The organism is Vibrio splendidus, from assembly GCF_002873455.1.
Taxonomy (GTDB): domain Bacteria; phylum Pseudomonadota; class Gammaproteobacteria; order Enterobacterales; family Vibrionaceae; genus Vibrio; species Vibrio splendidus_J.
Genome location: NZ_MCUN01000001.1, coordinates 205204 through 218048, shown reverse-complemented (window position 1 = coordinate 218048; position 12845 = coordinate 205204). Strand labels below are relative to the sequence as shown.

The 12845-nt window shown below is 44.3% G+C and carries 9 protein-coding genes and 1 riboswitch; of the genes, 4 read left to right on the top strand and 5 right to left on the bottom strand.

What is annotated here, in order from left to right; genetic code table 11:
* Positions 1-217 precede the first annotated feature (217 nt).
* From mukB to cmoM, 4 genes are all read right to left on the bottom strand, one after another.
* Complete coding sequence (gene mukB, locus BCU75_RS00925; RefSeq protein WP_102472687.1) at positions 218-4678, bottom strand: chromosome partition protein MukB; 4461 nt, start codon at positions 4676-4678, stop codon at positions 218-220.
* Positions 4675-5475: a chromosome partition protein MukE gene (mukE, locus tag BCU75_RS00920; RefSeq protein WP_076679000.1), complete on the bottom strand. Its 801-nt coding sequence runs from the start codon at positions 5473-5475 to the stop codon at positions 4675-4677. Before mukE ends, mukB begins: the two co-directional genes overlap by 4 nt.
* A complete protein-coding gene (gene mukF, locus BCU75_RS00915) occupies positions 5456-6793 on the bottom strand; it encodes a chromosome partition protein MukF (protein WP_076679001.1) in 1338 nt (445 codons plus the stop codon). Before mukF ends, mukE begins: the two co-directional genes overlap by 20 nt.
* Positions 6794-6918: 125 nt before the next feature.
* Entirely contained in the window at positions 6919-7704 is a 786-nt protein-coding gene (gene cmoM / locus BCU75_RS00910) for a tRNA uridine 5-oxyacetic acid(34) methyltransferase CmoM (RefSeq protein ID WP_076679002.1), read from the bottom strand.
* A gap of 115 nt (positions 7705-7819) precedes the next feature.
* On the opposite strand from cmoM, the gene elyC reads away from it, so the two are divergent.
* Positions 7820-8698, top strand: a complete 879-nt coding sequence (elyC, locus tag BCU75_RS00905) for an envelope biogenesis factor ElyC (RefSeq protein ID WP_102472686.1) — start codon at positions 7820-7822, stop codon at positions 8696-8698.
* A gap of 162 nt (positions 8699-8860) precedes the next feature.
* Here elyC and torR read toward each other — a convergent pair whose 3' ends face one another.
* Positions 8861-9574 carry a two-component system response regulator TorR gene (gene torR, locus BCU75_RS00900; RefSeq protein ID WP_076679004.1) on the bottom strand — a complete coding sequence of 238 codons (714 nt, stop codon included), beginning with the start codon at positions 9572-9574 and terminating at the stop codon, positions 8861-8863.
* Between the two features lie 285 nt (positions 9575-9859).
* On the opposite strand from torR, the gene torD reads away from it, so the two are divergent.
* From torD to BCU75_RS00885, 3 genes are all read left to right on the top strand, one after another.
* Positions 9860-10507, top strand: coding sequence for a molecular chaperone TorD (gene torD, locus BCU75_RS00895; protein WP_102464380.1), 648 nt, complete (start codon positions 9860-9862; stop codon positions 10505-10507).
* A 316-nt stretch (positions 10508-10823) separates the two neighbouring features.
* Complete coding sequence (gene purR, locus BCU75_RS00890; protein ID WP_076679006.1) at positions 10824-11828, top strand: HTH-type transcriptional repressor PurR; 1005 nt, start codon at positions 10824-10826, stop codon at positions 11826-11828.
* A 170-nt stretch (positions 11829-11998) separates the two neighbouring features.
* Positions 11999-12084, top strand: a riboswitch (cyclic di-GMP riboswitch).
* 127 nt (positions 12085-12211) lie between these two features.
* On the top strand, positions 12212-12802 hold the full coding sequence (locus tag BCU75_RS00885) for a TfoX/Sxy family DNA transformation protein (RefSeq protein WP_076679007.1): 591 nt from the start codon (positions 12212-12214) through the stop codon (positions 12800-12802).
* Positions 12803-12845: the final 43 nt, after the last annotated feature.

The following is a 12845-nucleotide window of genomic DNA, read 5'->3' as shown; positions in this document are numbered from 1 at the left end:
GTGCGTGTGACCTCAAACAAGTTCCACTGATAATAACCATAAGGTATGAGTGGTCTTATCAGTAACTATGAGAGTGGATTGGATGAAGAGTTTGAATGCAGAAAATTAGATTCGAGATACGAAAAAGCCCCTAATGATTAGGGGCTTTGAATAAATATCATTGAGTCGCTTTCGAGCTTATAGCTCAGCTATCAAGGTTATTGCTCGGCTATCAAAGTTATTGCTCAGTTTCTTCGATAAGCTCTTGAACTGGAGATACTGGTTTATTTTGAGCAAAACCACGCAAGCCAACTACATGAACGTGTTCGTGGTCTTTAAAGACCTTACGAACCAGTTTGTAGGTTGTACCTTTCTCTGGGCTAATATTTTCAGGTGCTGCAATCAGAAGTTGCATGCCTAAGCGGTCACACAGTTCAAACAGCGTAGAGATCGACTTAGAATCCAAACGTGCTGCTTCATCAAGGAACAACAAACGACATGGAACGATATCTTTACTACGAAGTCGACGAGATTCTTCTTCCCAGCTCTGAATAACCATCAATAGGATTGACTGACCCGTACCGATCGCCTCACCCGTAGACAGTGCGCCCGATTCCGCTTGCAACCAACCATCTGAACCACGGTTAACTTCAACACTCAGCTCTAGGTAGTTACGGTAATCCAGTAGCTCTTCACCAAGAACTTGCGGAGAACGTTGACCCATATCGATATGCGGGTTCACTCGTTGGAACAACTTCGCCATCGCTTCTGAGAAGGTAAAGCGCGTTGATTCAAACAAGTCTTTATGCTGCTCTTGTTGAGTCGCTAGCCCTGATAGCAAGATCTCGTGGCTTTCACGGATCTTAACGTTCAAACGCACGCCCTTAACCTGACCAAAGTAGATGTTCGACAGACCTTGGTTCAGCATACGAATACGGTTCTGCTCACGCTGAATCGTTTTCTTGATGATGCTTGCTACTGACTCAGAGCTGATCGCTAAGCGGTTTTCACGCTGCGTCAGTTCTTCTGTTAGTCGAGCTAGCTCAACTTCCATCTCTTCGATTGCTTCAACCGGATCATCCGTATGAATGATGTCTTGGCGAATGCGCTCACGAAGGTGTTGGTAAACCGCAATGTAGAACAGAACTTTACGCTCTGGATGCGCGTTGTCTTCAGATAGACGCAGCGAATCACGTAGGTCTTCATTGTCAGACACAGCCAAACGCAGTGCACCCAGTGATTTATCCGACATAGAGCGAAGCTCGCCTGCCGTTAGGTAAGCCAACTCACGTTTATGCAGACGACGTTCAACATCATTCTCACGCGCTAAACGAAGTACTGAACACCAACCCGCTTTCGCTGCAACAACGAAGGTTCGAAGCTCGGTGTACTCTTTCTGTACTTTCTTAAGACGCTTAGCCAGTGCTTTCATCTCAAGTTCAGTCGACGTAATGGTACGCTCGTATTCACTCTTACGACCACGTGAAGTGTGCAAACGCTCATGCAATTCATCACGACGACGTACAGCACGTTCTTCAGCGCCTTCATCTGCATTTACGCCAAACTCTTGAAGCTCTTGTTTAAACTCTTGAACCGTTTCTTGTTTCGCTTGATGTGAGCTCTTCAGTGCTGCCAATACTTGGTTGTACTGGTTCATCTGTTCGCGAGCTTGCTTCAAGCCATCACGGCCTTTGGTTCTTGCTTGTTCTGCTTGAACCAACTTCGCTTTCAATTGCTCGCTCAGTTCGCTGCTCTTGTTTAGAAGATCAACAGAATCCGCGTAAGCAAAGTAGTGACGACGTTCGATTAAGTCAGACAGAGCAAACACTTTGCCTTTCAAGCTTTGTAGAGCTTGGTCGGCTTGTTGGTATTGCGCTTCTAGTGCCTCGAACTGTTCAGGGTCAGCGTCGAGTGCTGAAACGATCTGCTCTAGCGAAGCCAATGCTTTACCATGGTTGTTCAAGTACGACTTCGCTTCACTCAAGCGCTCTAGTTGCGCTTCCAATTCAGCAAGACGTTCAACCAATGTTTCGTCTTCTAAAATACGAACCATTGGTGCTAATTTGTCTAGCGCACCAATTGCCTGCTTGCTTTGTAGAAGCTGGCTACGTTGTTGTTGCTCTTTAGAGTTTAATTCAGCCAAAGAACGTACAATCTGGTTACGCTTGTCACGAATAGACACTAACGCCTGTTCAGGGTCTGCATTGAATGCAACGTGTAGGTGCTTAGCAACAAAGCTATTGAATGCTTGGTATAGGCGATTCAGTTTCTGTGAATCGAATGCTGCTTTCGCGTGATTCTCAACCACAACATCACGCTCTTCACGCAATTTCTCTAATCGTTGTTCACGAGCCGCACGGCCAAACAGTGGGATCTCAGGGAAACGAGAATAACGCATTTGGCGATCGTTTAGCTGAACACAGACTGCGCCCTCTAACTCATCAGCATTGAATGAGCTATCATCAAACGCATCGACATCGCCTTCAAGGATGTAAAGGTCATCTGGACAATCTTCAAGATCCACCAGCTTCTCTTTGATACCATCCAGGTCAGAGACGACAATCGCGTGACGAGCAGGGCCATACATCGCACTGAAATATGGCGCATCACCAATGGTAATATCATCGTAGATCTCAGAAAGCAGCACACCACCAAGGGTATCCGCTAGACCTTTCAAACGAGGATCATTAGAACCGCCCGGAGACGCTAAACGTTCAATCTCTTGCTCAAGTTGCGCACGACGAGTCGCCAATTGATCTTTAGCGACTGATTGAGACTTTTCGTCTTCCAGCACTTGTTGCATTTGAGTCATCACCGCTTGGCTATCTTCTAGCTCAGCGTTTGTTTGATCTCTTAGTGCTTCAAGGGCATCGTTCGCTGTAATCCATGCAGGAGCAATTGACTCAAGTTTTTGGATCTCTTGATCGTGGTTTTGTTGCACACGACGTTGCTCACTCTTCGCTTCACGCAGTTCTTCTTGAGCGTACTCAAGAGACTCGATCTGCATAGCATGACGTTCGCGTTCTTCATCAAAGATCGCTTCATCCGAGAGTAACACGTTGTGTTGCTTTTGGTATTCGGTTGCAAGCTCTTTAGCTTGACGCTGCTGCGCTACATCACGAGCCATATCGCGGTGCTGTGCACGCCATTGCTGTTCGTTTTCAACAACATGTTTTGCGCTACGGCCTTTCTCTAACGCTTGTTTAGCGCTGTGAGAAGCGTCTTTACGCTCAACATCGCCAACAATGCTTTTAACAAGAGCTAGCGCTTTGTCGAACTGCGCAGACGCAGCAGAAGACATGTCTAGCTTGTGTTTAGTCGACAGTAGCGTTTGAGTGCTTGATTCTTCTTGTGCTTTTAGCTCAGAAACCAGAGTTAATGCGCTTTCTGCGGTAATAGAGTCATCACCCAGCAACTGCTTAGTTTTTTCTAACGCTTGAACGGCTTGTTGGTATTGAAGTGCACGAGTCTGCTGAACATCCAACGCTTGTTGGTAGTCAGCAAGCTGAGTTTTTAGGCTATCCACTTCTTCTTCAGTAATGGTTGCCTGCTCTTCAGCAAGAAGTACTCGTTCTTGAGCTTCTTCAACCACCATCATCTGTTCTTCTAGACGCTCGTTAAGCTCTTCTAGATCTTCACTGTAGCGAGCAATTTTCTCTTGCTGACGAAGTGCAGTTTGAACCAACTGAAGATGATCCGAAGCCGCTTGATAATCTTGCTCAAGTGCAGATTCTTGATCAACCAATTGCTCCAACTCTTCTTGAACTTGATTCAACAGGTTGTTTTGATTAAGCAAGGTTTCACGCGAACCAAACAATTCGCCACGGAACTTCATGGTTTGATCAAGCTTATTACGGCGATCATTCGCATGGCGCATGTAGTCAGCTGCCACGTAATTGGTCGATTCTGTGATCAAGTGTTTGAACAAGTCACGATCCGACTGAGTCGTTTTGATCGCTTCAAGTGTCATGCGGTTTTCGCGAAGTGCTGATTCCATGTCTTGGAACGCTTTCTTCACACCACCATTTTGAGGCAGAAGGTAGTCACGCAGAGAACGTGTAATTGCACTAGAAATACCACCGTAAAGCGATGCTTCAATCAAACGATAGAACTTAGAACGATCGCTGCTGTTACGCAGTTTCTTCGGTACTACGCCGTATTCAAACATTTGTGAATGGTAATCTACAATCGAAGAAAACGCTTTAAAATGCGCGCCTTCATATTGTGCAACCGCCGCTTTCACGTCGTTCAGTTGACATACACGTGCGTGACTGTCTGAAACGTTCTGAATCAATACATCCGTTGGCTTGACATGGCTTGGAAGGCCTTGAATCACAAACGGTTTGATGTCGACTTTCTTATCACGACCCGCTACTTGCTGCAGTTTTACTGCAAACAGTAAGCGTTGATTACGAGAGTTCACCACATCTAGCGCGGCGTAACATGCGCCAGGTTGAAGTTTACCGTAAAGGCCTTTATCACGAGATGACTGTGAGCTACCCGCTTCCGTGGTGTTACGGAAATGCAGAAGGCTTTGGTCAGGGATTAACGCCGTGATGAATGCCGCCATTGTGGTCGACTTACCCGCACCGTTACCGCCAGAAAGCGTTGTAACCAATCCATCAATATCAAAAGTACGCGCAAAGAAGCCGTTCCAGTTGATCATGGTTAATGATTGATACTTACCTCTTTCAATCATGCATCACCTTCTACTTTGTTCTGTTCGCCAAGGTTTGATTCATCATCAAAGCCGGCTTGATCGTTAAAAATGTCTTGCTGACCGTTTTCGTCTACGTCTAGTTCAGATACAGCTTCTGCTTGCTCTTCATTTAGCAAGCTGCCTTGGTTTGGCTCTTGTGTGTGAACCACGGCTTCACCATCACGGATAAGACGTAACTGAGCTTCTTTCATGTCATCGCCAACACGAACATCAGCACCAAAACGGAATACCGCTTCACTGATTCGAAACTTGCCCGTTTCACCAATCGCAATCAGCATGCCGATACGACGTAAACGACGTAAAGATGTGCGTACTTTTTCAAAGAGCTTTTCTTTATCCAAGTCAGAACCCGAAGCTCGGTTGGTCGCCAGTTTCATGAGTTTTTTCTCATCCGCTAGCGAAATCAACTCATCAAATAGCTCTTGATTGGTAAAAATACCTTCGTGGGCTAAACGCTCTGGGCTTAGGTATAAGAAACACAATACCTTGCCAACAAGCATGTCTAGCTCAGACAACACACTACGACCAATCAGAGACGTAGAACGCGGACGCAGGTAGAAGAAACCTTCCGGCGCTTTCACGAGTTCCGTGTTGTAGCGTTGATAAAAATGCTGAAGCTCAACTTCGAAATCAGAAAGCAACGCGTGGTTGTCTAGGTCTTCTGTTGAAACATGCTTACCTGAGCGCAGCATGCTGTCTAGCGCAGGAAACAACGGGTTCGCTATCGCTTTTACCAGTTTCTCTGGCATGTAATCATCAGTACTTGTTAATGACATTTGCTTGTACCTTTGCACCGAAATCGTTGATTGCCTGCCAATCTGGCTGAATAGCCTGATAGTCAGACGCTGAGTAACCTAAGCGCACGGCTTGGTCGACAACAATTCTGGCTAAATCAAAATGGTGTGTGCGAGGGTGTGCTGCGAGGTAATCGCGTAACACAAGACCAAGATCAATTGGCGCACCTTGCTGTTTGTGAGCTTTTAACATCTCTGCTATTCGGTCTGAAAGCAGGTCGTTCACTTGCTCGAATTCTTCGTACTCTACGTCGATTGGCGCTTGCCCCATCACCTCATCATCACGGAGCACCAAGGCTTCGTCACGAAGATCGGTCAGCTTGTCAGCATCGGCATACGTCAGCAGCCAAGGCGCATCAAAGTAGTCAGTGACCGACTGACGCAAGCGTTGGCTAAAGGCACGGTTTTTATCCATATCAATCGCGGTACGGATAAATTTATGTACATGGCGGTCATAACCGATCCATAAGTCGATCGCTTGTTGGCCCCAACTTGTGATTCGATCAAGTTTCATTTGCAAACCAAATAAGGTTTCGCCAACAAACTCCAGTTCATCATCACCGTACACAATTTCTTGAATATCGAGGATTTGTGTTTGCAGTTCGTCACCAGCCGCTTGCAAGGTGTCTTGCAATTCTTTTAGCGTGGCGGAGGTTTCCGATAGCAAAGATTCACAGTTATTGATCGCTTCTCGCCAATCTTTATTAAGCAGATCAGCGATTTGCTGTTTGACGGTTTGTTGCTGCTCGTCCATCACACGCTGGTTTAAATCGATCTGATCGAAGATCTCACCCACTGAGTATTTCAAAACGCCATAAACGTTCTTTTGCCAGTGACCAGGTGTTCCGCCTTTTTGCGCAGCTTCAATCGCTTTAGCCATCTCATCTGCAACCATCGAAAGTTGAATCGACAATTTTAACTTAGAGAATTGACGGTGGCGTAAATAATAATCTGAGATACCAACGGCCAACGGTGATAAGCGGTAGATGCTCGCACCATCAGTAATTTCACTAGTAAAACGGCTGATCAACTTCTGTTTAACTAGCTCATTGATAGCATTGTTGGCACGAAACGCAGACGCTTCGCCAGTATCTTCAAACAGTCGAGTGACAATGGTAAATGCATCGTGCAGTTCACCTTCGCCTAACTCTTCATCGAACCTTTCATTGCTTAGTACTGCGATAGCAATCAAAAAGGCTAAGCGTTCTGGTGGCAAGTTTAATGAAAAATCATGCTGCTTGACCCAGCCCACCAACTCATCAATTGGCTGCTCTTCGGCAGTTTGAGTCATTTCACTCATTGTGGTTCCTGTTACTGTTCTTCGTCATATCGAACGTATTAGATATGACGCCTATTTCTTTATGACGCGGGCTTGTTACGATTGCATAGCGCATGTTGTGGCTTCTTTTACCACATTCACCGCTGTTATTGCGCAGGTTTTTGAGCCCAAACGTGAATATAACGGCCTAGCGACAGATATGGCTCTTGGCGACATAGCTGTTTTTCTAGTTCCAATACATCTTCAAATTGGTAATCGCCCATGTACTCCATATTACCTATGTAGTCACTAAAAGAGCGAATGCCTGATTTACCACAGATTTCTAGACCAGCGTCTTCTATCCATTGATAAACCTCTTCAGGCTTTAAGCCTTTTTGTGGTTGCAGCTTAAACCGTTTTCGATGTGGCATCCCATTCAATACATGAGGAATGTTGCCACAAATCACATTTTTCAGGACTAATCCGTGGTGGTTGTAAAACATTATCGAGGCAACGCCACCGGGTTTTACTTGTTCCAACAATAAATCAAGCGCCTCTTTAGGGTTCGCTAACCACTCCATCACAGCATGAAACATCACAAAATCGACTTTCTCATCGAGATGTTCCGCCACATTCTGAACTGGAGAATGGATAAAACGATACTGTTCTAGTAAACCCGCCTCGCTGATGCTTTGTTCTGCTAGCTTCAGCATTTCAGAAGAGAGGTCACACAGAGAAACTCTATGCCCAAGCGACGCAATTTTTTGCGACATCTGCGCAAGGCCACCTCCGGCATCAAGCACATGCAGCGGCGAAGCTGATTGCTCAAATTTTCTCAAAGCTTGTTCTAAATCTTCCCATACGATGATCTGACGGATCTCTCCTTTGTCAGAGCCGTAAATATTTTTTGCAAATTTGTGGGCAATATCGTCGAAATTACGGTCTTCAGTCACGGCTACTTGAGTTATTATGTCCTATCGTGCCTGCTATTCTGTCACAGGAATTTCAGGAATAAAGAGGCGATGTCTCTTTTTACTACTAAGTGATGTTTTTTCGGACTATTCGGATATGTTTGAGCTGAAAAAAGTAGTGTCTTCGTTACTGATGCCACTGCCAGCAATGTTAATCCTCGCTTTTCTGGGTTTAGCCCTAGTGATGTTTACTACCAAAAGGAAGACGGGTTGCCTAATTACCCTTTCAGCCCTCTGTGGTATTTTCTTAATCGCTTTCCAGCCAGTTTCTAGTCAACTTTTAATGCCAATGGAAAGGCAACACACCGCTTTTTTACCCGTCGACGAAAACGTAGATTACGTGATGGTTCTCGGAAGTGGTCACGTCGTCGACGACCAAATCCCACCCACATCAGAGCTTAGCCGCACCGGCCTGATGCGTTTAAGTGAAGGAATTCGTATTCTACGTCTTTATCCTGGTGCAAAACTCATTTTGTCTGGCTATGGCGCAGGCACTGAAGTGAGCAACGCTAGAATGATGGCAAAAGTTGCGTTAGCACTAGGTGTCGCAAAACCCGATATCATTCTGCTTGAAACAGCAAAAGACACGTGGGAAGAAGCCCGCCAAGCCGCTGCGTTCGTTAAAAATAAAAGAATGATACTGGTAACTTCCGCTAGCCATATGACTCGTGCATTGAATGAATTCCATGCAGCTGGTATGAAGCCATTACCAGCCCCAACCAACTACCTTGCACAAGAAGGCATTGTTGAACCTTGGAATAAGTACATGCCGAAAGCTCTTTATCTTGAGCAGACTGAGCGTTACTGGCACGAAACTATGGGGTTGATGTGGCAAAGCCTGCGAGATTGGCTAGATACCAGTGCTGACAATATTGAAGAACCAATTGTTGTTCCTGAAACTTCTCGCTTAGTTGAAGGTGACGGTGACGGTGACGGTGACGGTGACGGTGGTATTTCTGCGGCGCAGCCTCAATAAATGCAAGCGAATCAGTAACTCTGCCGAGTAAGTAAAACTGAGTAACCTAGCAAGTTGCAGGTGTTCAATTCATTAACTGTAAAAACACCAAATAATAAAAAGCCGAGACATCAATGATGTCTCGGCTTTTTTAGTTCAACTTGTTGTAGCTCCCTAAGGGAATCAGTCACCAGCGAACATATAACCTTCACCGTGAACCGTTACAAATATTTGTGGATTCTTAGGGTCAAATTCCATCTTCGCACGCATACGGCGAATTAACACGTCGATAGTGCGATCATTAGGCGCATCCACACGGTGGCTAATCATGTTCAAAATACGTTCGCGACTTAATACTTGGTTGGGGTAAGAAGAGAGTGCGACTAGCAACTCATACTCAGCCTTAGTCAGTTTAACCGGCTCACCATTTTTGCTTAGCGCTCGGCGAGGAATATCAAACGTCCACTCACCAAAACGAACAACAGACTCATCTTCTGCTTGTTCCACCACTCCCGTCGCTGTTTTACGAGCAGCAGCAATACGCCAAAGTAAGTTTTTAACTCGAACCAATAACTCGCGAAGTTCGAAGGGTTTAGTAACGTAATCGTCAGCGCCCATTTCAAGGCCAACGATTTTGTCGATGCTATCCGTGCGTCCAGTAACTAAAATAATTCCAATGTCTGATTGACTGCGTAATTCGCGAGTTAGCATCAATCCATCTTCGCCTGGTAAGTTGATGTCCAGCATAATGAGATCAACGTTGTTTTCTTCTAACACGTTTCTCATTTGAGCGCCGCTTTCAGCTTCGCTTACGGTGTAACCTTCGTTCTGGAAGTATCCAACCAGTTTACTGCGGGTTACCACATCATCTTCTACGACTAATACGTGATAGCTCATCTACACCACTTTTCTTATTTAATAGTTTCAGTGACTATTCTATTCATAACTCGTAACAATTCTAGTGGTACACAAGATAAAAGCCAGAAACATGGATGTTTTTTGATACAAGACAATCTTAAACCTTGCTATTTATCGTCCATCGCAATTCAATATAGACATTACTACTAACGAGTAACTTTGCGTTTCGCAAATAACCTTGTTATTCAGACTTGGTGTGCTTATGTCCAAGTGACTTCAAGATGCATATAAGTAACACCACAAGACTAAATCAGGATCTAAGAAATGAAAGATACGAAAGCGTTCAACGAGCAAAGAGCAGAAATATACTGGTGGCTATCAAGCTTATTCGCTAAAGAGCTCACTCAAGAAGAACTCGATCACTACCACTCTGTTGAAATTCGTTCTTTCCTAACTGGTTTAGGCGAAAATGAAACACTCAAGCCAGCGATCGATAGCTTAGTGGATGCGCTAAACCGCCTACAAACACGTGAAGATGCTCAACTAGAATTGTCTGCTGACTTCTGTGACTTATTTTTAAAAACAGATAAGCATGGCGCACTTCCTTACGCTTCTATGTATATCGGTGAGACTGGTCTGTTGAATGATAAGCCAGCAAAAGATATGGAAGAGATCATGGCTAAGCACAACTTAGTGGTGAACCAAGATCTTAAAGAGCCAGCTGACCACATCGCTATCGAACTCGATTTCCTTGGTAACTTGATCATCCGTTCTAATGAAACTGAGCTTGAGGAAGATCTAGAAAAATCGTTCATTGTTCAACAGCAATTTATCGAACAACACCTTCTTACTTGGGTACCAAAGTTCGACGTTAAATGTCATGACGTTGACGAATTCGGTTTCTACGCTTCAGTCTCATCCTTTCTGCTCGCATTCTGCAAATTGGACACCCAATACCTCGCTGGTGAATAAGCTTATTGGATGACTCGTTAAATAAATTCAAAAGAATGTGACAATTCACCCGGATTTCCGGGTGAATTTTATTGCGAGTAATTTCTAGTCAGTCTAAAATTGTGACCGCAAACGATAAAATATGAAACATTCACGAAATGCTATGCTTATTATAGTTTTGAGCATTTCGGTGTTAAGACAAGCCGCTCAATAGCGGTTTTTTGTTTTTTAGCACTTTAGTACCCAAAGAGCCCTACAAATTTAAGCTCTTAGTTAGGTAGCTTAACGGCTACTTCATTCCGTACTTTGGGAAAGTAGCTTCTAATAGGATAAAACCATGGCCACTATAAAAGATGTCGCTCGCTTAGCAGGCGTATCAACAACAACCGTTTCTCACGTAATCAACAAAACTCGCTTTGTTGCAGAAGCGACTCAAGAAAAAGTAAATAAAGCCGTAGACGAACTGAACTATGCACCAAGTGCCGTTGCTCGTAGTTTGAAGTGCAATACAACCCGCACTATCGGCATGCTAGTTACTCAATCAACCAACCTGTTCTTCTCTGAAGTTATCGATGGTGTTGAAAGCTACTGCTACCGTCAAGGCTACACTTTGATCCTGTGCAATACGGGCGGTATCTATGAGAAGCAACGTGACTACATTCGAATGCTTGCAGAGAAACGTGTAGATGGCATCTTAGTCATGTGTTCTGACCTAACTGAAGAACTGAGAGGCATGTTAGACCGTCACGCTGACATCCCTAAAGTGATTATGGATTGGGGCCCTGAGAGTTCTCAAGCGGATAAGATCATCGATAACTCTGAAGAAGGCGGTTACCTAGCAACCAAATACCTCATTGAGCACGGTCACTCCAAAATTGCTTGTTTAAGTGGCCACTTAGACAAAGCTGCATGTGTTGAACGCATCGCGGGTTACAAACGCGCACTCAACGAAGCTAAGATTGTAGCCGATGATAATATGATCATTGAAGGTAACTTCGAGTGTGATACAGCAGTTCTTGCTGCAGAGAAAATCATTAAGATGGTAGATCGCCCAACGGCAGTATTCTGCTTTAACGACACGATGGCACTCGGCCTAATGAGCCGACTGCAAGAGAAAGGAATTCGTATTCCTGAAGATATTTCAGTGATCGGCTATGACAACATCGAGCTGGCTGAATACTTCTCTCCGCCGTTAACAACGGTCCACCAACCTAAGCGTCGTGTTGGGAAGAATGCATTCGAAATTTTGTTGGAACGAATTAAAGATAAAGACCATGAAAAACGTGTGTTCGAAATGCATCCTGAAATTGTTGAGCGAAGCACAGTTAAAACGTTAAATTAATTGATAAATTCAGTTTAATTTAATTAAGCGCACCTTTGGGTGCGCTTTTTTTATCAACAACATTAATGAACCTAGTATCATACTAGAAAGATCATTAATTGAAGCGATATCACATTTTGAAATAACAAGTGTGAGCCTCATTCAACAAAAACTTTATCCTATTCAATCAGTCACGCACAGGGCAAATCACTTGAAAGAGTGAGACGCAAAGCTTCCGGCCTAAACCACTCGTTGGTATGGTAGCGGGGTTACCGATGGCAAAATGCAGTAACTACTAATAATTTAGTAATTTACGGCTTATTGACAATTTAATTGCAACATTTTGCTAATCTCTCGGACCTGCTTATTTGGTGGCGTAGTTCAAATACACCGAGATAAATAACATGGATAAACCGATACTAAAGGATTCAATGAAATTATTTGAATCCCTAGGAAAAATAAAATCACGCTCGATGTTTGGTGGCTTCGGTCTTTTTGCTGATGACACTATGTTTGCTCTGGTTGTAAATGACCAGTTGCACATACGAGCAGACAAATGCACAACGAAACAGTTCGAACAACAAGGGTTTCAACCGTACGTTTACAAAAAACGTGGTTTCCCTGTCGTTACTAAATATTTCGCTTTACCTGAAGGCCTGTGGCGAGACCAAGAGAAAATCTTGCAGCTCGCAACTACGTCTCTGGGTTTTGCTAAAGAAGAAAAAGCTGAGCAATCTTCAGCTAAGCCTACTCGACTCAAAGATCTGCCCAACCTTCGACTCGCCACTGAGCGTATGTTGAAAAAAGCAGGGATTGATTCCGTAGAGCGTTTATATGAATCTGGCTCTGTAAACGCATTTAACGCCATTAAAGAATCACATGCGTCTTCTGTCAGTATTGAACTACTTTGGGCGTTAGAAGGCGCGATTAATGGTACACATTGGTCTGTTATACCGCAGCAGCGTCGTGAAGAGCTTATCAATCGCGTCAATTAACATTGTCAGTACAAACTATTTAGATAACTAAGCCGCATTTACT